This window comes from Pseudoflavonifractor gallinarum, assembly GCF_014982855.1.
GTDB lineage: Bacteria > Bacillota > Clostridia > Oscillospirales > Oscillospiraceae > Pseudoflavonifractor_A > Pseudoflavonifractor_A gallinarum.
Genome location: NZ_JADCKF010000013.1, coordinates 1 through 25,786 on the forward strand (window position 1 = coordinate 1; position 25,786 = coordinate 25,786).

Consider the following 25,786-nt stretch of genomic DNA (forward strand, 5'->3'; position numbering starts at 1 on the left):
ATCGCGGTGAACAAGAACGAGACCGCCCCCATCTTCGAGGTGGCCTCCTACGGCATCACCGGCGACCTCTTCAAGGTCACCCCCATGCTCATCGAGTCCATCAAGGCCCTGAAGGCCTCCAAGTAATGGAATAATAAACCCGCCTCCGGACATGTCCGGAGGCGGGTTTTTGATTGGATGCTTGCCTTTTTCGGTCGGAGTTGGTAGGATAGAGCGGACTGCAAAAAGGAGGGGATGCGGGTGGGACGGAGCCGGGCAAAAGGAATTTTATTGTTGGGTGTGCTGGGGACGGCTGTTTCGGCCATTTTGGTGCGGTATTCACAGGCCCCCTCGCTGGTGACCGCCACCTACCGCCTGGGCTGGACGGTACTTCTGCTTCTGCCTGCCGCCCTGCTCCGGGGGGGAGCGGAGTGGAAACGGGTTACCCGGCGGGACGTGGGGCTGTGTGCCCTGAGCGGTGTGTGTCTGGCCCTTCACTTTGCACTCTGGTTTGAGTCCCTGAAATGGACCAGCGTGGCCAGTTCCACTGCACTGGTGAGCACAGAGGTTATTTTTGTGGCCCTGGGCTTTGCGCTGCTCTTTGGCGGACGGATTTCCCGGCTGGGGTGGGGTGCCATTGCCCTTGCAGTGGCAGGCAGTACGGTGCTGGCCTTTGCAGGGGGCGGCTCCGGAGGAACAGTAGGGGGGAACGGACTGGCCCTGGCGGGAGCTGCGGCGGTGGCGGCATACACCCTGATTGGCAGATATCAGCGGGAGCACCTCTCCACCACCGTCTATACCGCCCTCACCTATACGGCCTGTCTGATCACCCTCTTGGTGCTGGACGGGGTCACCGGGACGGCGGTCTGGGGCTGGCCGCCCCGGGAGTGGCTCATTGATCTGGGCCTGGCGGTATTCTGCACGCTGATGGGACACAGCCTGTTCAGCTGGTGCCTGCGGGAGCTCTCTCCCGCCTATGTGTCGGCAGCCAAGCTCTGTGAGCCGGTCTTTGCCGCCGTCCTGGCGGGGATCCTGTTCGGAGAGATTCCGGACCCGGCCGAATGGATCAGCGGAGGGATGGTCCTGGCAGGGGTACTGCTCTATACCTATACGGAACGATAAAAAAGGGCCGCGGGAACACACTGTGTTCCCGCGGCCCTTTTTCCTTTATACTGGCTCGATGGTCACTGCGGTGCCAGAGGCAGAGACCATCATCATGTTGTTCCCGGAGCCGAGGATCTCGTAGTCGATGTCCACACCGACTACCGCGTTGGCGCCCATCTGAGCGGCCCGCTGGCTCATCTCATGGAGCGCTTCTTCCCGGGCGCGCTGGAGCTCCTCTTCATAGCCCTCACTGCGTCCGCCGAAGAAATTGCGCAGTCCCGCGCCGAAATCCTTGATGAAATCCACGCCGGAGACCACCTCGCCAAAGACGATGCCGTGATAGGCGCAGATGCGGTGTCCCTCGATCTGAGGGGTCGTGGTAATAATCATAGAGCTCCCTCCTACTATTTTGTTTTTCGAAAAAACAGGGGCGGCAGGAACCTGCCGCCCCTGTTGGGAGCATATCATACCACAGAACACGCGTCAAGAGACACGGAAAGCGGGATCAGGACTCCCCGGCGGGAGAATCGCCCTCCGAAGAGGGGGCGGGCGCCTCATCCTCCGGTATGGTGTCCTGGGGCGGCTGAGGCGGAAGGACCGGCTCGCTGGTCATATGAATGTTGCGGGCAGGGGGCTCAATGGAGCGATCCTGCGGCTCGGGACGGGCGCCGTAGTTGTCGGCGGTGGCGGGGTCCCGGCCCTCCAGAATGGCCATCATCTCCTCGCCGGTGATGGTCTCCTTCTTGAGAAGGTAATCCACCACTTTGTCCATATCCTCCCGGTTCTCCTGGATGATATTGACTGCCTTTTCGTAGGCGCTGTGGAGGATGGACATGACGTCCTTATCAATGTCGGCGGCGGTGTCCTGGGCGCAGTCGATGCCGTAGCCGCCGTCCAGATACTGGTTGCGGCGGGAGGCCAGAGCCATCATGCCAAACTTGTCGCTCATACCGTAGAGGGCCACCATGTTGCGGGCCAGGCTGGTGGCCTGCTGGATGTCTTGGGCGGCACCGTTGGTCATGGTGTGGAGGATCACTTCCTCCGCGGCACGGCCGCCCATGTAAGTGGCGATCTCCGCAAGCAGCTCGTCCCGGGTCTGGAGGTTCTTATCCTCCTCGGGGAGGTGCAGGGTGTAGCCCAGCGCGCCCTGGGTATGGGGAACGATAGTGATCTTCTGCACCGGGGTGGTGTTCTTCTGCTTGAAGGAGACCATGGCGTGACCCACCTCATGGTAGGCTACCAGCTTCTTCTCAAACTCAGAGAGGACGGAGTTTTTCTTCTCCGCACCGGCGATGACCAGCTCAAAAGCGGCCAGTAGGTCGTTCTGGTTGACCGCCCGGCGGCCCAGACGGACCGCCCGGAGGGCAGCCTCGTTGACCAGGTTAGCGAGGTCCGCGCCCACCGCGCCGGCAGTGGCCAGGGCGATCTTGTTCAGATCCACGTCCTCCGCCAGACGGATGTTGCGGGTGTGGACCTGAAGCGTGGCCAGACGTCCGGCCAGGTTGGGCCGGTCCACGGTGATGCGCCGGTCAAAGCGGCCGGGACGCAGAAGGGCCTGGTCCAGCACCTCGGGCCGGTTGGTGGCGGCCAGCAGAATGACGCCCTTGGTGGGGTCGAAGCCGTCCATCTCAGCCAGCAGCTGGTTGAGGGTCTGCTCCCGCTCGTCATTGCCGCCCATGCGGTTGTCGCGGGACTTACCAATGGTGTCGATCTCGTCGATAAAGACGATGCAGGGGGCCATCTTGTTGGCCTCCTTGAAGAGGTCACGGACACGGGAGGCGCCTACGCCCACAAACATCTCCACGAAGTCGGAGCCGCTGATGGAGAAGAAGGGGACGTTGGCCTCACCGGCCACGGCCTTGGCCAGCAGGGTCTTACCGGTACCGGGAGGGCCCACCAGCAGGGCGCCCTTGGGCAGCTTGGCGCCGATCTCGGTGTATTTCTGGGGATTGTGCAGGAAGTCGATGATCTCCACCAGGGACTCCTTGGCCTCATCCTGACCGGCCACGTCTTTGAAGGTGACGCCGGTCTTTTTCTCCACATAGACCTTGGCATTGGCCTTGCCGACGCCGCCCAGACCGCCGCCCATCTTGCCCGCCATGCTGCGGAACAGGAAGGAGAAGAGGGCCACCATGATGACCATGGGCAGCAGCCAGGAGACCAGGAAGCTCACCACAGGGGAGAGCTCCGGCTGGTAGGGGGTGCCGAAGCGGACATTGTGCTCCCGCAAAAGGGTAAGCAGGCTGGAGTCGTTGAGAGGAGCACAGTAATAGCTGCGGGCCTTGGAGAGCTGCTGCTCCACACTGGGGGCGCTCTCCTCACCGGCCAGGATGCTGGAAAAGAGCTGACTGTCGTTTTGCGATGCCGCAGAGGGGAGCGCGGGGGTGGCATTCGGGTCCAGACCAACGGCAGCCACATCTTCCTTGAGGTAGATGGTAAACTTGTTGCTGGTCATGGAGACGGCGTAGACCTTGTCCTCCTCCACCAGATTCAAAAACTCGCTGTATTGAATCAGGGTGGAATTGGCCTGATTGGACATGGACAGGAAGTAGTTCACCAGAATGGTGACCACCAGGGCCCATAACAGAATGGACGCAATGCCCATTAGATTGCGCTTGTTATTGTTTGAGCCGGTGTTTCGTTGTTTATCGGGCTTCAAATGAGTGCCCTCCTTACATGAAGAGTAGACCTGAATCAGAGAAATCGGTCCTGTTTTCTTTAGACTTATCTATTTATAACACAAAAGATTCGTTAATACAAGGAAGGGGGGTGTCGAAAGGTGTAAACATTCTGTGAAAGAAGCCCTTGGAGGCGGAAAGGGCAGCGAAGAGTTTGCAACTTTCCCTTTTTCCGGAGGGGGGAATGTGGTATACTGCTCTATGAATCAAATGAATGAGGAGACACATCCATGAAGGAGAACAAGACCGGAAAACGCCGGGAAGATACCCTGGAAGCGGGAGCGGACGGCATTATTGAAGGCCGCAACGCAGTCATTGAGGCGCTGCGCTCCGGAACCGCCATTGATAAAATCTATATTGCCCGGGGCGAGACCGACGCAGCCCTGGGGCACATTGCCTCGACCGCCCGCGGTAAGGGCGTGGTGGTGGTAGAGGCCGACCGCCGGAAGCTGGACAACATGAGCCGCACCCACTCCCACCAGGGGGTGATTGCCCTGGCCGCCGTGCGGGAGTACGCCAGCGTGGAGGATATTTTGAACGCCGCCCGCGAGAAGGGGGAGCCTCCCCTGATCGTGGTGTGTGACGAACTCTCAGACCCCCACAATCTGGGTGCGGTCATCCGCACCGCCGAGTGTGCCGGCGCCCACGGCGTCATCATTCCCAAGCGCCGCTCGGCCGGTCTGACCGCCATCGTGGCCAAGACCTCCGCCGGGGCGGTGAGCCATGTGCCGGTGGCCCGGGTGCCCAATCTGCCCGCCCTGCTCAAGGAGCTCAAGGACGAGGGAATCTGGGTCTTTGGCACGGCAGCCGACGGGGACCGCCTGCTCTATGAGGCTGACCTGAAGGGACCGGCTGCCATCGTCATCGGCAGCGAGGGGGACGGCATGGGACGGCTGGTGGCCGAGACCTGTGATTTCAAGGTGCGCATCCCCATGAAGGGGAAGCTCAACTCCCTCAACGCTAGCGCCGCCGCTGCCATCCTGCTCTACGAGGCGGTGCGCCAGCGGATGTAAGACCTCCCGCGCGGGGCGCGGAAGCTATTTCAACATAATCAGGAGAAGATCATGTCGAAGGATAACGACGACAAGTTCCATACCGAAGAACCTGAGCTGGAATTTTCTCTGGAGGACATTCTGGCGGAGTACGGACAGGAGTCACAGAAGGAACCGGATGCGCGGACCCCGATCCCCCTGGACCAGTACCGGGACCGGGAAGAGCCGGAGCCGGCCGACCCCACTCCGCCCCGCGGAGGGCGCGGGGGAAAGCGGGCCCGGGGCCATTTGCTGACTTTCCCGGGCCATTCCACCGCAGAGGAGAAGAAGCAGGACGCTGTGGAGGAGCCGGCCCCTCCAGAACCCAAGTCTTCAGAACCGAAGCCTCCGGAATCCAAGGCACCGAAACCAAAAGCTCCCTCCGGCGGCCGCCGCCTTGCGCAGAAGCCTGAGCCGGCGCGGAACGCGGAGAAGGCCGGAGAACCCGAGCCCGAGCCGCCCACCCCGGAAGGGGAGGAGCCGGCTCCGGACCAGCCCCAGAAGAAGGAGAAAGTCGTTCCCTTCCCGGGCGGGGAGGAGAAAGGACTGCTGGGCCGGTTCCGAAAGCTGAAGAAGCAGGCGGATGCCTACGCGGACCACATGTTTGAGGAAGAGGGGAGCGAGGAAGCTCCCGAGGTCCGCCGGGCAGAGCGGTACATCCCGGGCGTGGATGTGGAGGAACCGGAGGAGGAGCGCCCGCCCCGACGGAAGCGCCGTCCCCCGCCGCCCATCCCGGACACGCCGCCCCAGGAGCTGTTCCGGCGCTATAACCGGGGGATGGGGGTCCTCAAGCTGCGCATCGTCCTGCTCTTTCTGCTGTGTGTGCCCCTGCTCTATTTGTCGGTGGGCCAGGCGGTGAACGCACCCATGCCCGGGACCCTGGAGGGGAACCACACCCTTCAGCTCTACGCCCAGGCCGCGCTGCTGGGCGCGGCCATGCTGTTGGGGATCGATGCGCTGGGGCGCGGACTGTACCATCTGCTCATCCTGCACGTAGAGCTGGACAGCGTGATGGCCCTGGCCTGTGCCGCCGCCCTGGCGGATGCCCTGACCATGCCGCTGATGGAGGGGAGCCCCCAGCGCCAGCCCTATTGTGCCATTGCGGCCCTGGCCCTCGGCTTCAATCTGTACGGATATTACTGTAAGCGCAAGGGACTTCGGGTGGCCTGCCGCACAGCGGCCTCCGCCTCGGAGCCCTATCTGGTCACTCTGGATGAGAATAAGTGGAATGGGCGGGACGCCTATGCGAAATGGTCGGGGGAGCCGGTGGGCTTTGGCCGCCAGATCCAGGCTACCGACGGGGCCCAGCGCATCTACCATATTATGGCCCCCCTCATTCTCCTAGCCTGTCTGCTCTTTTCGGTGCTGGCCTCCATTGGCAGGCGGCGGCCGGAGGATATCCTCTGGTGTCTTTCGGCCACCCTGAGCGCAGGAGCGTCGTTCTCTTCGACGCTTTGCTACGGCATCCCGTGGCGCTCCCTCTCCCTGCGTCTGGCGAAAAGCGGAGCAGCTCTGGCCGGCTGGGACGGGATCACCGGGACCAGCGGAAGCGCAGGGATCCTGCTGACCGATCAGGACCTCTTCCCGCCCGGGACGGTCTCCCTCAACGGGATCAAGATCTTTGGGGATTTCCCGGTAGAGAAAGTGGTGGGCGTGACTGCCACGCTCATTCGGGATACCGGCTGTGGACTGGACAAGATCTTCCACGATCTGCTCCGCAGTCAGGGGGCCATCTACCGCCGCAGCCAGGATTTCTGCTGCTACGAGGGGGGCGGTGTATCCGCCCTCATCCGGAACGAAGTGGTGCTGGTGGGCTCGGCCTCCTTCATGCATCTGATGGAGGTGCCCCTGCCCCAGGGACTGAACGTGAAAAACGCGGTATTCTGCGCCATTGACGGGGAATTGGCCGGGCTGTTTGCCCTGAAATACACCCTGCATGGCACAGTGGAGCCCGCCATCAGCGCCCTGATCAGCAACCGGATCTCCCCGGTGCTGGCCACACGGGACTTTAATATCATCCCCGCCATGCTCCGCCAGCGCTTCAAGCTGCCGGCAGACAAGATGGAGTTCCCGGCGGTGGAGCGGCGGGTGGAGCTCTCCTCCCAGCGGCAGAGCCACAGTGAGCTGCTCACCGCCGTGCTCTGCCGGGAGGGGGTGGGACCCTTTACCGAGGCTGCCGTGGGCGGGAAACGTCTGCGCTTGGCGGTGCGGATCTCCACGGCGCTGGCCTGTCTGGGGTCCTGTGTGGGCGTGCTGCTCGCCTTTTACCTCACCTTTATGGCGGCGTATGACTCGCTGACTCCCTTTAATCTGCTGGTCTTTTTGGGCATGTGGCTGGTGCCCACCATTCTCATTTCCAACTGGGTAAACCGCTATTAGAGCGGGAGCGGAAGACAGAAAAAGGAGATGGACGGCATGAAAAAGAAATACGCGATGATGATCATGAACGAGCTTCATAACCCGGAGACCGACCATGCCCGGCTGGACACCTCCGCCACCGAGACCCATATCCTCACGGTGCGCAATCCGGAGGAGGCGGTGGCCAAGGCGGTGGAGCTGGCCGACGCGGGGTTCGGCACCATCGAGGTGTGCGGCGCCTTTGGAGAAGAGCTGGCCCGGAAGATGTACGACGCGGCAGGGCACCGGCTCACCGTCTGCTATGTGGTCTGTCCCCCGGATCAGCTGGAGGCCACGCTGAAATTCTGGTCGGAGTGACCGCCAGGAGAAATTGTAAACATTCTGGAAACCCCCTTGCAAAGTGGGGCGGGAAGGACTATCATAGGGTTAGCACTCTATAGGAAAGAGTGCTAACCCTATTTTGTTTACGATTTATGTTTTATATGGAGGCGTATATACCATGGAAAAGAAAGCCTTTCAGGCCGAATCACAGCGGCTGTTGGATCTGATGATCAACTCCATTTATACCCACAAGGAGATCTTCCTGCGGGAGCTCATCTCCAACGCCAGCGACGCGGTGGACAAGCTGGCCTACAAGGCCCTCACCGACGACCAGGTGGGTCTGAACCGCTCCGACTTCAAGATCACCCTGACTCCGGATCAGATCAAGCGGACCCTCACCATCTCGGACAACGGCATCGGCATGACCAAGGAGGAGCTGGAGCAGAATCTGGGCACCATTGCCAAGAGCGGCTCCCTCCAGTTCAAGCAGGACATGGCCGCCAAGGACGAGGGCAAGGGTAAGAGTGATGTGGACATCATCGGTCAGTTCGGCGTGGGCTTCTACTCCGCCTTTATGGTGGCCGATGAGGTGACGGTGACCTCCCGTGCCTACGGCAGCGAGGAGGCCTGGCGCTGGACCTCTGACGGCAAGGACGGCTACACCATGGAGCCCTGCGAGAAGGATACGGTGGGCACCGACATCGTACTCCACATCAAAGCCAACACGGAGGACGACCACTACGACGAATATCTGGAGCAGTACCGCCTCAGCGACCTGGTGAAGAAGTATTCGGACTATATCCACTACCCCATCGTCATGCTCATGCACAAATCCCGCCAGAAGCCCCGTCCGGAGGACGCCGGTGAGGACTATAAGCCCGAGTGGGAGGACTATGACGAGTGGCAGACCCTCAACTCCATGGTCCCCCTGTGGCAGCGGCCCAAGAGCGAGGTCAAGGAGGAGGAGTACAACCAGTTCTATAAGGAGAAGTACGGCGACTGGGAGGATCCCCTGCGGGTGGTCCATGTCTCCGCCGAGGGCGCGGTGGAATATAAGGCCATGCTCTATATCCCGGCCCATGCTCCCTTTGATTTCTACTCCCGGGATTATCAGAAGGGCCTGCAGCTCTACTCCTCGGGCGTGCTCATCATGGATCAGTGCGCCGACCTGCTGCCCGACCACTTCCGCTTTGTCAAGGGCGTGGTGGACTCTCAGGACTTCTCCCTGAACATCTCCCGCGAGATGCTCCAGCATACCCGGCAGCTCAAGGTGATCGCGGGCAATCTGGAGAAGAAGATCAAGGCTGAGCTCCTCAAGCTCCAGAAGGATGAGCGGGAGAAGTACGAGCAGTTCTGGAAGGCCTTCGGCATGCAGATCAAGTACGGCATCCTGGCCGACTACGGCGCCCATAAGGAGCTGCTGAAGGATCTGCTCCTCTTCTGGTCCTCCAAGGAGGGCAAGATGGTCACCCTGGCCGAGTACCAGTCCCGCATGGCAGAGGATCAGAAGTTTATCTACTTCGCCGCCGGCGAGAGCGTGGAGAAGATCGCCCAGCTGCCCCAGACCGAGCGCATCCGGGACAAGGGCTATGAGATCCTCTACCTCACCGACGAGCCCGACGAGTTCGTCATGAACCTGCTGGGCGAGCTGGACGGCAAGGCCTTCAAGTCGGTCAGCGACAGCGATGCCCTCCCGGAGAGCGAGGAGGAGAAGGCCCAGGCCGAGAAGAAGGCGGAGGAAAACAAGGACGTACTGGACTTCGTGAAGGAGACCCTGGGCGACAAGATCAAGGAGGCCCGCATCTCCAAGATCCTCAAGACCGGCGCGGTGTGCATGACGGCCGACGGTCCGGTCACGCTGGAGATGGAGAAGTACTTCCGCCGGGTGGACCCGGACCACGCGGACAACATGAAGGCCCAGCGGGTGCTGGAGCTCAATCCCGATTCGGGGGCCTTTGCCGCCCTTCGGGAGGCCATGGAGAGTGACCAGGAGAAGGCCAAGGTCTATGCAGAGCTCCTCTACCATCAGGCCCTGCTCATTGCCGGCCTCCCCATCGAGGATACCACCCGTTACACCGAGCTGGTCTGTTCCCTGATGAAGTAAGAGAGCCTCTGGCGTAAATGCACAAAATCATGCCGCTGTAAGGACGACAAAACCGTTGGATGAAGAGAGCTCGTCTCTTTTCAAAGTATGTACTATGTAGTATAATAAAAGAAGAGCAACGGTATTACTGACAGGGGGCATGACCGATGGTTATAACCATGACTTTCTCCTCCCGGGAGGAGATCCAGCGACTTCGTGAACTGGCGCTTTCCGTATCTGAGGCGGTCACCATCCGTTCTCTTGACGGAGAAATCGCCCTGAATGCAAAATCTCCCATGGGGATCTATGCGCTGGATTTTTCCCAGCCGGTGGAGATCGTCACAGACTCTCAATGGCTTCAGGAGCAGCTGGAGCACTGGTGATCGGACCGAGTGCAGCACAAAAATGGCATGTGAACTCCGCGCCGCATTGCGGCGCGGAGTTTTTATATCCTGACTAATTTCATTGGGAGAGGGAAAGAGTCGTGACTCTGTGGATTGCAATGGGGGATTTATAAATTAACTAGCGGAGTATAGAGGCTGTAATATGAAAAAATGCTTGTATACGGCCTATAAAAGGGCTGTGTTTTTATATAAGTATGCCATTGCGTGCAAAAATACGCCGTGATATACTCGTAGGCGAAAAGGAGGTATGACGTATGGTCATCGAAAAGAAATTTAACTCCATTTCTGAGATCTCTGCGCTCCAGCGCATTGCCAGCATGGCGGATAAAGAAGTCTATCTCTCCAATCAGGAGGAGACCATCAAGGTGGATGCCCGGTCCTTCATCGGACTGTTTGCCCTGGATTTTTCCCAGCCCCTCAAGGTCATCACCGACTCTCTCTATGTGATCCGCATGATCGAGATGGATCTCAGAAAGCAATCCTGCGCGGCGGCAGTTCGCTAAGCGCAGTCTCTTTTTAAATAGAAGCCGATGGGATGTTTTGTCCCATCGGCTTTCGTTTTACCGGATCTTTGCTTGTTTTTTACCTCTGATTGCTGGCTTCTCTGCCGGAGAAGAGGTATTTTATCTCAGAATCACGCATAGGAAAGAGGGAAGTCCATGGAGGCATGGAAGCTGAAAACCTGGGACCTTGTGTCTGCGCTGCTGTTCCTGGTAGGGGCCCTTTTGTTTGGGGTGGGCTGTTTTCGCCTGGGGATACTCTGGATGGCGGCTGGAGGTATCGTGGTGCTTTCCAGTATTGTGCTCGCACTGTGTAAGCTGCGTTGTCCCTTTTGCCGTCGTTTTCTGGGCCTTCTCTCCGCTGGGAACATGTCATTTTGCCCCCACTGTGGAGCTCCGCTGGAGGAGAAGAGCCGCGATATATGACATGCCGCCGCGCCTGCGCCCTTGGGGAGTGGGTGCGGCATCTTTTTCTCCCCGGTTGTCCTTGTCTCCCTACCTGGAATCATGTATAATAATGCTACTGAATTTCCGGACGTCTGTCCGCACATCTGTGACTGGAGGTTTTCCCCTCGATGAATCGACAGCTGTTGCAGCAGCTCCCCAAAATGGATGTACTTCTGGCCCATCCGGCCATTGCGTCCGCCCAGGAGGAGCTGCCTTACTATGCACTGAAAGAGGCGGCCAGAACCGCCCTGGAGGAGCTGCGCCGCGGGATCCTGGATGGAACGGTGGAGGTCCTGCCCGACCTGGACACCCTGGCTGCCCAGACTACGGCCCGGGCCCGGGCGTCCTGCCGTCCCCACCTGCGCGCCGTCATCAACGGTACCGGCGTGGTGCTGCATACAAACCTGGGCCGCGCCCCCCTGGGCGAAGAGGCGGCCCGGGCGGTCTATGAGGCGGCCCGGGGGTATTCCAACCTGGAATATGACATCGATTCCGGGCGCCGCGGCAGCCGCTTTTCCCACATTGAGCCGCTTATTTGCTCCCTGACCGGGGCGGAGGCCGCCCTGGCGGTCAACAACAACGCCGCGGCAGTATTCCTCATGCTCTCGGCCCTGGCGGCTGGGAAAAAAGTGGCGATCTCCCGGGGAGAACTGGTAGAGATCGGCGGTTCCTTCCGGGTGCCGGAGATCATGGCCCGCAGCGGGGCACAGCTGGTGGAGGTGGGTACCACCAACAAGACCCATCTCTCCGATTACCGCCGCGCCATTGAAGAGCAGGGGGCTGAGATCCTCCTGAAGGTCCACACCAGCAACTTCAAGCTCATTGGTTTTACCGAGGAGGTCTCCATTGCTGATCTGGTCGCCCTGGGCCGGGAGAAGGGTGTGCCCGTCTTCCACGATCTGGGCAGCGGCGCCCTCTATGACGACCCTGCTCTGGGTGTCCCCGAGGGCCCCACGGTGGAGGAGAGCGTGCGCGCCGGTGCCGATGTGATCTGCTTCTCCGGCGACAAGCTGCTGGGCGGGCCCCAGGCGGGCATCGCCATTGGCCGGGCCCCCTATATCCAGGCCATGAAGAAGGATCAGTTTGCCCGGGTGGTGCGCATCGACAAGCTGACACTGGCGGCACTGGAGGCCACCCTGCGCACCTACCGGGATCATGCGCTGGCCGGCCGGAGCATTCCAACGCTGGCCATGCTGGGGGCGCGGCCGGAGACCCTGGAGTCCAAGGCACGCGCCCGGGCGGAGGAGCTCTCTGCCCGCTTTGCGGGGAAATGTGTCTTCTCCGCCGCGCCGGACAACGGCGAGGTGGGGGGCGGAAGCCTGCCCGGCGTGCCCCTGCCTACCTGGGTGGTGGAGCTCTCGCCGGTCTCCCTCACGGTCTCCGCGCTGGAGGAGGCCCTCCGGGCCTGGGAGACTCCCATTGTGGGACGGGTAAGCCGCAATCAGTATCTGCTGGATGTCCGCACCCTGACCGACGCCGACTGGGCGGAGATCATCCGGGCTCTGGACATGATCTTGAACTAAAGGAGCGCCACGGCTATGAAGCATATCATCATCGGCACCGCCGGCCATGTGGACCACGGCAAGACCTGTCTGACCCGGGCCCTGACCGGCGTGGACACCGACCGGCTGAAAGAGGAACAGAAGCGGGGCATCACCATTGAGATTGGCTTTGCCCAGCTTACGCTGCCCAACGGCCAGACCGCCAGCATCATCGACGTGCCCGGACATGAGAAGTTCATCCGCAACATGCTGGTGGGCGCCGCGGGCATGGATGTGGTCCTGATGGTCATTGCGGCCGACGAGGGCTTTATGCCCCAGACCCGCGAGCACCTGGGCATCCTCTCCCTGCTGGGGGTGCAGAACGGCATCATCGTGGTCACCAAGGCCGACATGGTGGATGAGGAGTGGCTGGAGGCCATCGAGGAGGAGGCCCGGGAGACCGTCCAGGGCACCTTCCTCCAGGACGCTCCCATCCTGGCGGTGTCCTCCTACACCGGACAGGGCATTGAGGAGCTGAAAGAGCTCATTGTCAAGCTGGTGGAGGGAGCGGAACAGCGCAACCAGGACCGGCCCTTCCGCCTTCCCGTGGACCGGGTGTTCTCGGTGGACGGCTTCGGCACGGTGGTCACCGGTACCCTGCTGGAGGGCTCCATGCAGCTGGGGGAGGAGGTCTGCATCTACCCCAGTGAGAAAAAGGCCCGCATCCGGGGCCTTCAGAACCATGACAAGGCGGAGGAGCGGGCCAGCGCCGGCATGCGCGTGGCGGTCAACCTCTCGGGCATTGACAAGGCGGATATCAAGCGGGGCGACACCGTGGCCAAGCCTGGCTCCATGGTCCTCTCCCGCCAGATGGACGTACAGCTCACCATGCTCAAAGACGCGCCCTATGCCATCAAAAACGACTCCCAGCTCCACTTCCACCACGGCAGCCGGGAGCTGGTGTGTAAGTGCGTGGTGCTGGGAAAGGATACCCTGGAGCCCGGCGAGACCGGCTTTGCCCAGCTCCGCTTCCAGGAAGATGTGGCGGTGAAGAATGGCGACCACTATGTGGTGCGCTTCTTCTCTCCCATGGTGACGGTGGGCGGCGGTGTGATCCTGAACGCCGATCCCGGCCGGCATAAGCGCAACGATCCCGCCGTGCTGGAGGGACTGGCTGCCCGCGCCTCGGGCTCCTCCGAGAAGCAGGTGATGGAGGCCCTCCGTCAGGCCGGGTCCGCCATGCCCAAGAAGCACGACTTGGCCAAGGCGGCCGGTCTCACCGAGGCCGAACTGAGCGAGTCCCTGGCCCAACTCATGGAAGAGGGCCGTGTGGTGGAGCTGGGCGGCCGCTATGTGGACCACGATACCATCGAGGCCCTGTGGGAAAAGGCAGTCAAGCTCCTGAGCGCCTATCACAAGGCCCAGCCGCTCCAGCCCGGCATGAACCGGGGAGAGTTCCGCGGAAAGCTCCTGCCCACCGCCTCTCCCACCGCCATCGATGCGCTCATCGACTACTATGCCGAGCACCGCGGCCTGCGGATCGAGGGTCCCACCATTGCCCTGCCTGACTTCCAGGTGGTGTGGAATTCCTTCTACACCGGACTGCGGGACCAGATCCTGGACCTGTACGGCAAGGCCGCCCTGGCTCCGGAGAATCTGGACGATGTGCTCGCCTCCTTTGGAAAGAAGCAGGACGGCGCCCGCCAGGTGGTCCAGCGCCTCTTCTACGACGGGGAGCTGGTGGCCCTCAACGCACAGATCGTGCTGCGGAAGGATTTTTACGAGAAGGCCCTTCAGGGACTCTATGACCTCTTTGCCCAGAAGCCGGAGCTGCTCCTGGCCGAGTTCCGGGATGCCCTGGGCATCTCCCGCAAGTATGCGCTGGCGCTGCTGGAGTTCTGGGACAGCGAGGGCGTGACCCGGAAAAATGGCGATGTACGGGTACTTTTGAAAAAAGTATAGGATATTTTTCGGGAAAATACGCTCAAATAGTTGACGAAAGCATTCGATACTGTTATAATAAGAGTTACTGTATATCGGTTTTATCAATAAAGCCGTGCAGTAACATGGGGATAGAAGGGTATCTGGTGAGCCCCGCGGTCTTCAAAACCGTAGAGGGCGGCGTTCCCGCCTTGGTGAGTTCGATTCTTACCTGTCCCCGCCAGAAGACCGCCCGCGCTCGAAAGAGCGCGGGCGGTTTTTTATCCGGCTCTTGGATAGAAATTGATTCCATATTGTACTTCTTTTCTGATAATAGAGTACAAGACGGCATAGAATAAGCTGGAAATATGTCTTTTCTTGCTACATATTATGAACGCTTTGTAAACATTAGCACTCTCATATTGACAGTGCTAAAACTTGGGACTATGATAGACATGTACCAAGGAGGGAGAGAAAAGATCTCCCCGGCGGGCACAGATATGAGCTGTGAAATGGAGGAATGACATATGTTGCCCAGTCTGTTTGGTGAAAATCTGTTTGATGATTTCTTTGGTGATTCGATCCACAAGAATTTCTTTGGCGGACATGATCCGCTCTACGGCAAGCACGCCAAGAACCTGATGAAGACCGATGTCCGGGAGCTGGATCACAGCTATGAGGTGGATATCGATCTGCCCGGTTTCCAAAAGGATGAGGTCAATCTGGAGCTGCGGGACGGTTATCTGACCGTCAGCGCGTCCAAGGGCCTCAACAAGGAGCAGAAGGATGAGGAGGGGCGCTATATCCGCCAGGAGCGTTACAGCGGCGCCTGCTCCCGGAGCTTCTATGTGGGTGACGTGAAGCCGGAAGAGGTCCACGCCAAGTACGAGGACGGTATTTTGAAGCTGTCCGTTCCCAAGGTGGAAGAGCAGGCGGTGGATAACCCCAACCGCATTGCCATTGAGTGACCAAATCAAAAAAATATCCACCGGACCAGCTGGTCCGGTGGATATTTTTTATGGTCTTGGTCGGATAACGCCCCATTTTCGCAGGGGACTCAGCCCTGCATCTGGTCCAGATCGGCCTTGAACTGCTCCCACTGCTCCGGGTGCTCCACATAGTAGCGGGGACATTCCTTGCCCGTCACATCATAGTGACGGATGACTTGATCGGTACTCAGGTGAAATTCTTCCTGAAGCCAGTGGACCAGCTTCAGGAGGGACTGATAGGTGGCCTCTGTAAAGGCGCCTTCCTCATCCGGGTGGCAGCACTCGATGGAGAGGGTGTCCTTGTTGCGCTGGCTGGTGCAGTAAGACCACTCATCCAGGGGGATGCACTGGATGATCTCGCCGTCCAGCCCGATCAGAAAGTGACTGCTGGCATAAGTATTGGAATCGGGCTCCCCTTCGGCTGCGGGCTCCTGCTGGGCAAGTCCCGCAAAAAAGCTCCGGTTCTGCTCGGCCGTCGTGCCTGGATTGCCCACATAGTGGACGACGATACCAGTGACCTCCTCCAGCTTGGTGCCGGGACGGGAGAAGGGATTGACCTCCAAAAGCTCCTTTGTGACCCAGTCGGGCGGGGTGGGAGCGGAGGACAGAAACTGGGGCAGAGCCAGCTTGATCCCGAGCAGCACCAGCACGATCACGCCCAGGATGGAGGGCAGAACGAACGGATTTCCCCTCCGCACCCGCTGTTTTTCCCGGGAAGCCAACCGTTTTCCGCCCCGCTGCTGTGCCATATCCACTCTCTCCTTCGCCGTTTGATGGATACCATTATAACAGTTTTTTCGGCAAAGGTCTTTACAATTTCATAAAAAAGCAGCATGTGGGCGGGATCTGATTCAGACCCCGCCCACACGCTAGAACTTATTCTTCGTCCAAAAACTGAATACAGGCCCCCAACACACCGGAGCCAATATAGACGCTGAGTGTGGCGTCCATCTCCCCCTGCCAGAAGTGCAGATGTTCCGGCAGAGCAGCGGCAATGGTCTGCCGCAGCTGCGCCATCTCCTCCGGCGCGCCGCCATTGGCCACCGCCAGATTATAGCGCCGGCCCTGTCCCTGTTCGGCCGCCCGGGCGGAGAGAAGCTCCAAGAGCTTTCCCTGGACGGCTTTGCGTCCCCGGACCTTGGCCACACTGGAGAGCTGGCCGTCCGCGGCAAATCCCACCAGAGGCTTGATGTTGAGCATGGTCCCGGCCAGAGCGGTGATCTTTCCGATGCGCCCACCCTTCTGGAGATACTCCAGGGTGTCCACGGAAAAATAGGGGTAGGTGTTCCGGATCAGCGCGGGAACACGCTGTTCCACCAGCTTGTCCCAAGTCATCCCGGCCTGGATGTCCTCCCATACCTGGAGCAGCGTGATCCCGATTCCCAGGCTGCCGCTGAGGGAGTCAAAGACGGCCACCTCCAGATCCTCCCGGGCGAGCCCCTGGAGGCGCACCATATTATAGGTGCCCGAGAGACCGGAGGAGAGGTGGATGGCAATGACTTTCTCATAGCCCAGCGCGGCAATGTGGTCCAGGGTATCCTTGACCGAGCCCCCATCGGGGAGGGAGGTCTGAGGCAGTTCACCGGCGGCCTGGCGTGCATAGATATCGGAGGCAAAGATGTCCACGCCGTCGGAAAATTCCCCGTCCCGGCAGCGGATCTTCAGGGGAAGGACAAAGATAGGGGTTCCTGCCCGCTGCTCCGCGCTCAGATCGGCGCAGGAGTCGGTAAGCAGGGCGATCTTCTGAGGATTGCGGTCGAAACAGACGTCGTTCATTGACAAGTTCATCATCCTACTCTATAATACTCACATAACGTTGTTATGTGAGTATTATACGGTGCTTGCGGGCCGGTGTCAAGAAAAAAGGAGGGACCATCTATGGATTATAGCCAGCGGCGCCGGGAACAGGCCAAGCGGACAGAGCAGGCCATCCTGCGCGCGGCGGTGGAACTCCTGCGCCGCAATCAGTTTGACAAGGTCTCGGTACGGGATATCTGCCGGGAGGCGGGGATCACCACGGGGGCTTTTTATCACCATTTCAAGTCCAAGGAAGAGATGCTGCTGCGGGGGTTTGCTCCGCTGGATACCTATATGGAGGAACTGCTGGAGGAGCACCGGGAGGAGCCCCCCGGGCGGAGATTGTGGTTTATTCTCTCCGGGTATGCCGCCTTTATGGAGAATATGGGCTGGGAGCTGGTGGGACGCTACTATCAACAGCGGCTGAACCGGCCGGACGGCCGCTCCATTGACTCCAGCCGCTTTACCTTCCGGGCCATGCGGGAGTGCCTGGTGGAGGCGAAGCAGTCGGGCGAGCTCCCGGGAGGACTTGCCGCAGAGTGGGTGGCCGACTTTTTGTTCCGCCACTTTCGCGGTGTGGTCATCGACTGGATTCTGCACCAGGGAAGCTATCCATTATACCCCAAACTGGAGCAGGACTATCTCTTTTTTCAGGGAGTTTTCCAGGGAGAAGAAGAGAAAGGGAACAATTGACCGCCGAGAGCCGCAGGGTTTCCTGGGGCTCTTTTTTGTTGCGGTGGACTATACAAGGGACAGAAAGTTGGATAGAATAGAGGAAACTGAGGCCGTAGCGGAGCGCGCAGTGTCTGCGTACCGGGAAGGCCTGAGAACAGGAGGGACACCCGATGAACGAGATTTTGGAGAGCCTGCACCGGCGCAAGTCGGTCCGGGTCTTTACAGATCAGCCGGTGGGGGAAGTGGAGAAGCGGGCCATTTTGGAGGCGGCGGTCCAGGCCCCGACCGCCGGAAACCAGCAGCTCTATACCATTCTGGATATCACCGACCAGAGCATCAAGGATACCCTGGCCGAGACCTGCGACCATCAGCCCTTCATCGCCAAGGCACCGGTGGTCCTCGTGTTCTGTGCCGACTGCCGCAAGTGGTTTGACGCCTATGTGGAGGCCGGGTGCAGCCCGCGCCGCCCGGGACCGGGCGATCTGATGCTGGCGGTGGAAGATGCGGCCATCGCCGCACAGAACGCGGTGACGGCAGCGGAGAGCCTTGGACTGGGATCCTGCTATATCGGAGATATTATGGAGCAGCATGAAGCCCATCGGGAGCTGCTCCATCTGCCGCCCTGGGTCTTTCCCGCTGTGATGTTGGTCCTGGGCTATCCTACCCAGCAGCAGAAGGACCGGCCCAAGCCGGAGCGGGCGGCCATGGAGCATGTGGTCCACAGCAACACCTATCGCCGGATGGACGGGGAGGAGCTGCGCCGGATTTTTGACGGGCGGACCGGAGGAGAGGAATTTTGCAGCTGGATGCAGGCCTTTCACCGGCGCAAGTACGACTCGGGCTTTGCCCGGGAAATGAATCGGTCCGTGCAGGCCTACCTGCGGGATCTGGAAGAGGAGGAGCCGGTATGATCCATATTTATTGCGGAGACGGAAAGGGGAAAACCACCGCCGCCATGGGCCTGACGGTGCGTGCAGTGGGGCATGGCCGCCGGGTGGCGGTGGCCCAGTTCCTGAAAAGCGGCAAGAGCGGGGAGCGGGAGATTCTGGCCAACCTGCCGGGCGTGGAGCTGCTTCCCATTCCGGAGGAGATGAAATTTACCTTCCTCATGACGCCGGAGGAAAAGGCCGCCGAGGCGGTGCGCCAGAAGGACATCGCGGCGCAGGCCTTTGCCCGCAGCAGCAAAGTGGATCTGTTGGTGCTGGACGAGCTGTGTGCCGCCCTTTCCACCGGAATGCTGGAGCTGCCCTGGGTGCTGGAGCAGCTGGACGCCTGCCCGGAAGCGCTGGAGGTGGTCATCACCGGGCGCAATCCCCCGCCGGAGCTGGAGGAGCGGGCGGCCTATATCACTGAGATGAAAAAGCACAAGCACCCCTTTGACGCCGGGCTTCCCGCCCGGGAGGGCGTGGAGTGGTGATTTTTCCGCCAAAAAGTAAACTGGGGCGATTGGACACATTACACGAGCCCTTCCCGGCGATGGAGCGCTTCTTTTGAACATGCACACAAAAAAGAGGCATATCCTGTAAAAAGGCAAAAAGTAAGCGCGATTTTTATACATTTTCTTTATTTGCGTTCTTGTATTTCCCGATCGGGACCGATATAATGTTACAGAACGGGCGCCAGTCGCCCACGCAGGATTAAGGAGTGAAACCATATGTCGAATATCTGGCATGATATCAGCCCCAGCCGCATCCAGCCCGACGATTTTGTGGCGGTGATCGAGATTCCCAAGGGCAGCAAAAAGAAGTACGAACTGGACAAGGAGACCGGTCTCATCATTCTGGACCGAGTCCTTCACACCTCCACCCACTACCCCGCCAACTACGGTTTTATTCCGCGTACCTACGGCGACGACGGAGACCCGCTGGACGTACTGGTCCTCTGCTCCGAGGAGATGGACCCCTTGACGCTGGTGCGGTGCTATCCCATCGGCTATATCTCCATGCTGGACGGAGGCAAGAACGACGAGAAGATCGTGGCCATCCCCTTTGCCGATCCCACCTACAATACCTTCCATGATCTGATGGACCTGCCCGGTCACATCTTTGACGAGATGGCCCACTTCTTCACGGTCTACAAGGCCCTGGAGGGCAAGGAGACGGTGGCCGGTGACGTCAACGACCGGGCCGCTGCCATTGAGGTCATCCGGCGGGCCATGGACCACTACTCGGACAGCTTCCTGGGCGGTGCCGTACCCCGGGGAAGCCAGAACAGCTCCAACCGCTGAGTGGCCCTGCGCGGGAGCAGCCCGTGCAGTTTAAAAAAATCTTAATCCTTTTTTCGTTCCCTTTGCCCTCCGCGTGTGATAAACTGGTCTGGTAGCGAATTAGGAAGGAAAAACGATCGAGATCGAGATGTGAGGTGCACACCGATGCAGAATACATACGACTGCCTGGTTATTGGCGCCGGCTTTGCAGGCGCGGTGGCGGCGCGGGAACTGGCCGAGCGGGCCGGAAAGCGGGTGCTGGTGCTGGAGCGGCGCGGCCATATCGGCGGCAACGCCTATGACCTGCCCGATGAGCACGGAGTGCTCATCCACCAGTATGGCCCCCATATCTTCCATACAGCCAACAAGCGGGTCTTTGACTATCTCTCCCGCTTTACCCAGTGGAGGGACTACCAGCACCGGGTGGTGGCCAATGTTCACGGGGCCGAGATGCCCGTTCCCTTCAACCTGACCAGCCTGGAACTGGCTTTTGGCCGGGAAAAGGCCGCCGCACTGGAGGAGAAGCTCATCGCCGCCTATGGCGCGGAGAAGAAGGTCACCATTCTGGAGCTGCGCCGCAATGCCGACCCCGATGTGGCGGCCTTGGCCGACTATGTCTACGAAAACGTCTTTCTCCACTATACCATGAAGCAGTGGGACCAGTCTCCCGAGGAGATCGATCCCAACACCACGGCCCGGGTGCCGGTCTTCCTCTCCCGGGACGACCGGTATTTCCAGGACCCCTGGCAGGGGATGCCTCTGGAGGGCTACACCCCCCTCTTCGAGCGCCTGCTGGATCACCCCGGCATCACCGTGGAGCTGGGGGTGGATGCCCGGGAGCGCCTCACCCTGGGCGAGGACGGCGTGACCCTGGACGGCGTGCCCTTTACCGGCCCGGTCATCTATACCGGCGCGGTGGATGAGCTCTTTGCCTGCCGGTTTGGACGGCTTCCCTACCGGACGCTGGAGTTCCGCTTTGAGAACTACCCGGTGGAGTTCTGGCAGTCCCACGGAACGGTGAACTATACCGTCAGTGAGGAGTGGACCCGCATCACAGAGTTCAAGTACCTCACCGGGCAGGTCAAGCCGGAGTGTACCACCATTGCCAAGGAGATCTCCCACGCCTACACGGGCGCACCCGAGGAGACCCCCTACTATGCCATCATCAACCCGGAGAACAATGCCCTCTATGCCCGCTATCAGGCGCTGGCGGCGCGGTATGGAAACCTCTATCTGCTGGGACGGCTGGCAGAGTATAAATATTACAATATGGACGCCATCGTGGCCCGGGCTCTGGAGCTGTGCGACACGCTGGCAGAGAAGGGAGCCTGAGCCCCATGGACAAGCTCATTACCTTTGCGGTACCCTGCTACAATTCCGCGGCCTATATGGATCACTGTGTGGAGACCCTTCTGGCCGGAGGGGATGACATTGAGATCATCCTGGTGGACGACGGCTCCACCAAGGACGATACCCCGGCCATCTGCGACCGGTATGCCCAGCAGTATCCCGGTATTGTCAAGGCTATCCACCAGCCCAACGGCGGCCACGGCGAGGGCGTGAACCAGGGTCTGCGCAACGCCTCCGGACTCTACTACAAAGTGGTGGACTCGGACGACTGGCTGGATACCGACGCACTGAAAAAGGTGCTGGATAAGCTGCGGGAGTTTGCCCGGCAGCCCGACCCGGTGGACCTCATGGTGTGCAACTATGTGTATGAGCACGTGGAGGACAACACCCAGAAGGTCATGCGTTATACCAATGTGTTTCCGGAAAATCGGGTCTTTACCTGGGCGGACATCGGCCGCTTCCGTCCCTCCCAGTATCTGCTGATGCACTCGGTCATCTACCGCACCGAGCTGCTGCGCTCCTGCAGGCTGGAGCTGCCCAAGCACACCTTCTATGTGGACAATATTTTTGTCTATCAGCCCCTGCCCTTTGTCCGGAGCATTTACTACATGGATCTGGACCTCTACCGGTATTTCATCGGCCGGTCCGACCAGTCGGTCAATGAAAAGGTCATGGTGACCCGGGTAGACCAGCAGCTGCGGGTGACCCGCCTGATGATCGATGCCCACGATCTGAAGAAGATACAGTCTACCCTCCCCAAGCTGGGCCGGTATATGTTCAACTACCTGGCCATGATGATGACCATTTCTTCCATCTTCCTCATCATCGACGGTTCCCCCGAGGCGCTGGGCAAGCGTACCCAGCTCTGGGAGTACCTGCGTGGGGTGGACGGACGGCTCTATCATAAGATGAAGTACCGCGCGGTATCGGCGGTATCCAATATCCCGGGCTATCAGGGACGCAAACTCTCGGTAAAGCTCTACCGGCTGGCCCGGCGTATTTACAAGTTCAATTAACGAACAAAGATAACAGCGTCCCCGGACTGCATGTGCAGTCCGGGGACGCTGTTTTTACATACGGAAATCAAGCGGGAGTAAGCTGGAGGATCACCAGCTCCGGGCGGTTCCAGATGCGGGGAATGCGGGTGGATTCCCGGGCCAATCCCCGGCTGACGACCTGTACTTCGCCCCCGTCCCGCCAGTATATACCGCCGGCATAGGCGGGAAAAAATCCTTGGTTTGGGGCCAGAAGCCCATTCAGAAGAAAGGGAATGCGCCACTGTCCTCCGTGAGCGTGGCCGTTTAGAATGAGATCGCAGTCCAAAGCGGCATAATCGGCATAGCGCTCCGGGCGGTGAGCGAGCAGGATAGCTGTGTGGGAGGTGCGGGGGCGGATTTTCAGCTCGGTGAGCTGTCTGGAATAGGCGCTGCCCACGGTTGGATCGTCCAGACCCAGAAGATCGACCGGCTGACCATTCAGCTCCAGGGTGATCTGGGTACCCCGGAGCACGGGGATGCCCAGCTCCGCAATGCGGGCGCAGAATGCCTCGGCCTGACCGGAGCGGAATTCATGGTTTCCCGTGACATAGACACAAGGCCAGCGCCGGACAGCCTCCTCCAGGAACTGAAAGGCGGGCGCGGTGGGCAGCTCATCGTCCACAATATCCCCGCCCAAAAGAAGAGCATCCGGTTCCTCTGCCTCCAGCGCATCCAAGAGGATGCGCTGATCCTCTCCATAGCGGCAGCTGTGCAGGTCGGTCACGAGCGCCAGACGCACGGGGGCCTCCAGCGAGGCCAGCGGGATCTCATACCGGCGAATGGCAAGGCGTACGTCTAAGGCAGAGCACAGAACAGCAGCGGTCACCAGTCCGAGGGCCAGACGACGGCGCTTCAGGAGGGTCATTCCCGTCCCTGCTCCTTCAGGAGGGCCTGCTTGATATCCCAGAGTTTCTGGGAGAGATCCACATAGTAGTTGTGGGGATTTTCAAAGCGCTTGACCTCGTCCCAGAGAAGGTCGATCTGGGCGGCGCAATAGGCCCGCATCTCCGTGATGGTGGGAGACTGGTAGACCAGCTTTCCGTTCCGGAAAATGGGGACCAGGAGCTCCTTGGCCTCAAAGTCGGTGAAGGTCTTGCGCTTCCAGGTGGCATCCGGGTCAAAGAGCTCCAGCGGGCGGCTGTCATCCACCGTCTCGTCATAGAGGGTGATGAGATCGGCCAGGGCCTTGCCCGAGTAGCGGGAGACCAGGCGGTAGACCTTTTTGAAGTGGGGGTTGGTGATCTTGGCCGGATTTTCGCTGATCTTGATCTTGGGGATGATATGACCCTCCCCGTCCTCCACGGCGGCCAGCTTGTAAACGCCGCCGAAGACCGGCTCAGACTTGGAGGTAATAAGCCGCTCGCCTACGCCGAAGGAGTCGATCTTGGCGCCCTGAAGGAGCAGATCCCGGATGATATACTCGTCCAGAGAGTTGGAGGCCACGATCTTGCACTCGGTCAGTCCGGCCTCGTCCAGCATCTGCCGGGCCTTGCAGGAGAGGTAGGTGAGGTCGCCCGAGTCCAGACGGATGGCGCAGTTGGTGATCCCCTTGGGGAGGAGTACCTCCTTAAAGGCACGGATGGCGTTGGGTACGCCGGACTTGAGGACATTGTAGGTGTCCACCAGCAGCGTGGCGGAGTGGGGATAGAGCTCGCAGTAGGTCTTAAAGGCAGTGTATTCGTCGGGGAACATCTGCACCCAGGAGTGGGCCATGGTCCCGCCGGCGGGAGAGCCATAGAGCTCGTCGGCCAGGGTACAGGCGGTGCCGGCGCATCCGGCGATATAGGAGGCACGGGCGCCCAGCAGCGCGCCGTCGGTGCCCTGGGCCCGGCGGGAGCCGAACTCTGACACGGGGCGGCCCTGGGCAGAGCGTACGATCCGGTTGGATTTCGTGGCAATGAGGGACTGGTGGTTCAGATTGAGCAGCAGGTAGGTCTCGATAAACTGTGCCTCAATGGCGGGGGCGCGGACGGTGAGGATGGGCTCCCGGGGGAAGATGGGCGTCCCCTCGGGCACAGCCCAGATGTCGCCGGTGAAGCGGAAGTTGCGCAGATATTCCAGAAACTCTTCGCAGAAGACGCCCTTTTTCCGGAGATAGGCGATATCCTCCTCATCAAAGCACAGGTTTTCGATATAGTCGATGATCTGCTCCAGACCGGCGGCAATGGCAAAACCGCCTCCGTCCGGGACATTGCGGAAAAAGACGTCGAAATAGCAGATCTGGTCGGCCATGCCGCTCTGGAAATAGCCGTTGCCCATGGTGAGTTCATAGAAATCACAGAGCATGGTGTAGTTCATATGGCTTTTCATGAAAAAACCCTCTTTATATGGGATGGCCGCCCCGGAACAATGGACCGGGGCGGCGGGAGTACGGATTCAGCGGTTGGTCACGGTGACCTGGAGCCCCTCCAGCACATCCAGCGCCTTTTCGTGGAGCGCGGGATCGAAGGAGGCGGTGAGCCGGGCATCCACCAGGATCTCGGCCTCGGGCAGGGCGGCCTTGACCATCACCGCGTTGGAGAGAACGCAGATGTGGGAGACCAGCCCGCACAGCTCCACCTGGGCATAGCTGCGGCCTTTGAGCCACTCAGCCAGCTCCAGGGAAGGGAAGGTGGGCTTGCGGAAGACGCAGTCCCCATCCCCACGGGCGGCGGCGGTGGAGCCATAGAGCTCCCATCCTGCCTCTCCAAAGAGGCAGTGGGGGACGGGCAGTTTGCGGCCCTCCTGGGTCTGGGCGTAGTTGGTGCCATGGGTATCCAGCGTAAAGACCACGTCGTTGCCTGCGGCATGATAGTCCGCAATGCGCTGGGCAATGGACGCGTCCAATGCCTCGGCGCCGGCAAAGCCCAGGGAGCCGTCCACGAAGTCCTTTTGATAATCCACTACGATCAGTAATTTTTTCATGTGTTATCACACTTTACAGGAGTTTTTCAAAGCAGGGATAGGGAAGAGGCCGTCCGTGCAGATGGATCTCGCCCCGCCGGACAAAGCCCTGCTTGATGAAGAGGGCCTGCATCCGGTGATTGAGAGAGTAGGTGTCCACATGGAGGGCGGACACATGGTTCTGCCGGGCCAGGTCCTGCGCAAAGGAGAGCAGCGCGGTGGCCACGCCCTGGCGTTGGGCGGCCGGGTCCACCGCCAGGCGATGGACCGAATAGACCTCCCCCCGGTACTGCCAGGGAATGGAGGCATACTCCGGAGTCTCGCTGCGGTTGAGGCAGGCCGCGCCCAGAATGGCGCCCGTCTCGGTACAGGCCACATAGAGCTCCCCCCGGTCAATATCCCCCGCATAGAGGGCGCGGGTGGGATAGTCCGCCCCCCACTGGGGATTGCCGATGGCATTCATATGGGCCACGGCCCGCTCGACCAGGGCCCAGACGGCATCCAGATCGGCGGGAGCGGCACAGCGGATGATGGGCATGGAGC

At 60.3% G+C, this 25,786-nt stretch carries 24 protein-coding genes, 1 tRNA gene and 1 pseudogene; 18 read left to right on the top strand and 8 right to left on the bottom strand.

All coding sequences use genetic code 11. From position 1 onward, the window contains the following. Both INF37_RS15775 and INF37_RS13170 read left to right on the top strand, forming a co-directional pair. A pseudogene (locus INF37_RS15775) lies at window positions 1-126 on the top strand (acryloyl-CoA reductase electron transfer subunit beta); the annotation flags it as partial. A gap of 114 nt (window positions 127-240) precedes the next feature. Beyond that, window positions 241-1,101 carry a DMT family transporter gene (locus tag INF37_RS13170; RefSeq protein ID WP_328821082.1) on the top strand — a complete coding sequence of 287 codons (861 nt, stop codon included), beginning with the start codon at window positions 241-243 and terminating at the stop codon, window positions 1,099-1,101. A gap of 45 nt (window positions 1,102-1,146) precedes the next feature. On the opposite strand, the gene INF37_RS13175 is transcribed toward INF37_RS13170, so the two are convergent. Both INF37_RS13175 and ftsH read right to left on the bottom strand, forming a co-directional pair. Then, on the bottom strand, window positions 1,147-1,473 hold the full coding sequence (locus INF37_RS13175; protein WP_101691012.1) for a putative heavy metal-binding protein: 327 nt from the start codon (window positions 1,471-1,473) through the stop codon (window positions 1,147-1,149). Window positions 1,474-1,588: 115 nt separating this feature from the next. After that, window positions 1,589-3,688, bottom strand: a complete 2,100-nt coding sequence (gene ftsH / locus INF37_RS13180) for an ATP-dependent zinc metalloprotease FtsH (protein ID WP_193538863.1) — start codon at window positions 3,686-3,688, stop codon at window positions 1,589-1,591. A gap of 303 nt (window positions 3,689-3,991) precedes the next feature. On the opposite strand from ftsH, the gene rlmB reads away from it, so the two are divergent. The 10 genes from rlmB (at window position 3,992) to INF37_RS13230 (ending at window position 15,274) form a co-directional block, all read left to right on the top strand. Next, window positions 3,992-4,774 carry a 23S rRNA (guanosine(2251)-2'-O)-methyltransferase RlmB gene (gene rlmB / locus INF37_RS13185; RefSeq protein WP_101691013.1) on the top strand — a complete coding sequence of 261 codons (783 nt, stop codon included), beginning with the start codon at window positions 3,992-3,994 and terminating at the stop codon, window positions 4,772-4,774. Between the two features lie 51 nt (window positions 4,775-4,825). Continuing rightward, window positions 4,826-7,171, top strand: coding sequence for a hypothetical protein (locus INF37_RS13190; RefSeq protein WP_193538778.1), 2,346 nt, complete (start codon window positions 4,826-4,828; stop codon window positions 7,169-7,171). Between the two features lie 36 nt (window positions 7,172-7,207). Continuing rightward, on the top strand, window positions 7,208-7,507 hold the full coding sequence (locus INF37_RS13195; RefSeq protein WP_101691015.1) for a DUF6506 family protein: 300 nt from the start codon (window positions 7,208-7,210) through the stop codon (window positions 7,505-7,507). A 142-nt stretch (window positions 7,508-7,649) separates the two neighbouring features. Continuing rightward, on the top strand, window positions 7,650-9,575 hold the full coding sequence (gene htpG / locus INF37_RS13200) for a molecular chaperone HtpG (RefSeq protein ID WP_101691016.1): 1,926 nt from the start codon (window positions 7,650-7,652) through the stop codon (window positions 9,573-9,575). A gap of 146 nt (window positions 9,576-9,721) precedes the next feature. Next, entirely contained in the window at window positions 9,722-9,937 is a 216-nt protein-coding gene (locus INF37_RS13205; protein ID WP_101691017.1) for a hypothetical protein, read from the top strand. Between the two features lie 275 nt (window positions 9,938-10,212). Next, window positions 10,213-10,461 (top strand): hypothetical protein, encoded by a 249-nt coding sequence (locus INF37_RS13210; RefSeq protein ID WP_101691018.1) that lies wholly within the window; start codon window positions 10,213-10,215, stop codon window positions 10,459-10,461. Window positions 10,462-11,033: 572 nt separating this feature from the next. Continuing rightward, on the top strand, window positions 11,034-12,428 hold the full coding sequence (gene selA / locus INF37_RS13215; RefSeq protein WP_193538780.1) for an L-seryl-tRNA(Sec) selenium transferase: 1,395 nt from the start codon (window positions 11,034-11,036) through the stop codon (window positions 12,426-12,428). A 15-nt stretch (window positions 12,429-12,443) separates the two neighbouring features. Next, entirely contained in the window at window positions 12,444-14,348 is a 1,905-nt protein-coding gene (gene selB, locus INF37_RS13220; RefSeq protein ID WP_101691020.1) for a selenocysteine-specific translation elongation factor, read from the top strand. Window positions 14,349-14,454: 106 nt separating this feature from the next. Continuing rightward, window positions 14,455-14,550: transfer RNA gene (locus tag INF37_RS13225), tRNA-Sec, on the top strand. A 283-nt stretch (window positions 14,551-14,833) separates the two neighbouring features. Then, a complete protein-coding gene (locus INF37_RS13230; RefSeq protein WP_101691021.1) occupies window positions 14,834-15,274 on the top strand; it encodes an Hsp20/alpha crystallin family protein in 441 nt (146 codons plus the stop codon). Window positions 15,275-15,363: 89 nt separating this feature from the next. Here INF37_RS13230 and INF37_RS13235 read toward each other — a convergent pair whose 3' ends face one another. Together INF37_RS13235 and INF37_RS13240 are read right to left on the bottom strand one after the other, a co-directional pair. Further along, a complete protein-coding gene (locus INF37_RS13235) occupies window positions 15,364-16,044 on the bottom strand; it encodes a peptidoglycan recognition protein family protein (RefSeq protein WP_193538782.1) in 681 nt (226 codons plus the stop codon). A gap of 127 nt (window positions 16,045-16,171) precedes the next feature. After that, entirely contained in the window at window positions 16,172-17,071 is a 900-nt protein-coding gene (locus INF37_RS13240; RefSeq protein ID WP_193538784.1) for a DegV family protein, read from the bottom strand. A gap of 102 nt (window positions 17,072-17,173) precedes the next feature. Between INF37_RS13240 and INF37_RS13245 the strand changes: the two genes are divergently transcribed. The 6 genes from INF37_RS13245 (at window position 17,174) to INF37_RS13270 (ending at window position 22,339) form a co-directional block, all read left to right on the top strand. Further along, entirely contained in the window at window positions 17,174-17,785 is a 612-nt protein-coding gene (locus INF37_RS13245; RefSeq protein WP_101691024.1) for a TetR/AcrR family transcriptional regulator, read from the top strand. Window positions 17,786-17,937: 152 nt separating this feature from the next. Then, window positions 17,938-18,678 (top strand): nitroreductase family protein, encoded by a 741-nt coding sequence (locus tag INF37_RS13250; protein WP_193538786.1) that lies wholly within the window; start codon window positions 17,938-17,940, stop codon window positions 18,676-18,678. Beyond that, window positions 18,675-19,184 (top strand): cob(I)yrinic acid a,c-diamide adenosyltransferase, encoded by a 510-nt coding sequence (locus tag INF37_RS13255; protein ID WP_101691026.1) that lies wholly within the window; start codon window positions 18,675-18,677, stop codon window positions 19,182-19,184. The genes INF37_RS13250 and INF37_RS13255 overlap by 4 nt, the downstream gene beginning before the upstream one ends. Window positions 19,185-19,421: 237 nt before the next feature. Beyond that, window positions 19,422-19,994, top strand: coding sequence for an inorganic diphosphatase (locus INF37_RS13260; protein WP_101691027.1), 573 nt, complete (start codon window positions 19,422-19,424; stop codon window positions 19,992-19,994). 144 nt (window positions 19,995-20,138) lie between these two features. Then, window positions 20,139-21,305 carry a UDP-galactopyranose mutase gene (gene glf / locus INF37_RS13265; RefSeq protein ID WP_193538788.1) on the top strand — a complete coding sequence of 389 codons (1,167 nt, stop codon included), beginning with the start codon at window positions 20,139-20,141 and terminating at the stop codon, window positions 21,303-21,305. 5 nt (window positions 21,306-21,310) lie between these two features. Further along, window positions 21,311-22,339 carry a glycosyltransferase family 2 protein gene (locus tag INF37_RS13270; RefSeq protein ID WP_193538790.1) on the top strand — a complete coding sequence of 343 codons (1,029 nt, stop codon included), beginning with the start codon at window positions 21,311-21,313 and terminating at the stop codon, window positions 22,337-22,339. Window positions 22,340-22,406: 67 nt separating this feature from the next. Here INF37_RS13270 and INF37_RS13275 read toward each other — a convergent pair whose 3' ends face one another. The 4 genes from INF37_RS13275 to INF37_RS13290 all read right to left on the bottom strand — a co-directional run bounded on the left by INF37_RS13275 (window position 22,407) and on the right by INF37_RS13290 (window position 25,781). After that, window positions 22,407-23,225, bottom strand: coding sequence for a metallophosphoesterase (locus tag INF37_RS13275; RefSeq protein ID WP_193538792.1), 819 nt, complete (start codon window positions 23,223-23,225; stop codon window positions 22,407-22,409). Then, window positions 23,222-24,670, bottom strand: a complete 1,449-nt coding sequence (locus tag INF37_RS13280; RefSeq protein ID WP_193538794.1) for a nicotinate phosphoribosyltransferase — start codon at window positions 24,668-24,670, stop codon at window positions 23,222-23,224. The genes INF37_RS13275 and INF37_RS13280 overlap by 4 nt, the downstream gene beginning before the upstream one ends. 66 nt (window positions 24,671-24,736) lie before the next feature. Next, window positions 24,737-25,264, bottom strand: a complete 528-nt coding sequence (locus INF37_RS13285; RefSeq protein WP_186964308.1) for a cysteine hydrolase family protein — start codon at window positions 25,262-25,264, stop codon at window positions 24,737-24,739. Window positions 25,265-25,277: 13 nt separating this feature from the next. Beyond that, window positions 25,278-25,781 (bottom strand): GNAT family N-acetyltransferase, encoded by a 504-nt coding sequence (locus tag INF37_RS13290; protein WP_101691032.1) that lies wholly within the window; start codon window positions 25,779-25,781, stop codon window positions 25,278-25,280. Between the last annotated feature and the right edge of the window lie 5 nt (window positions 25,782-25,786).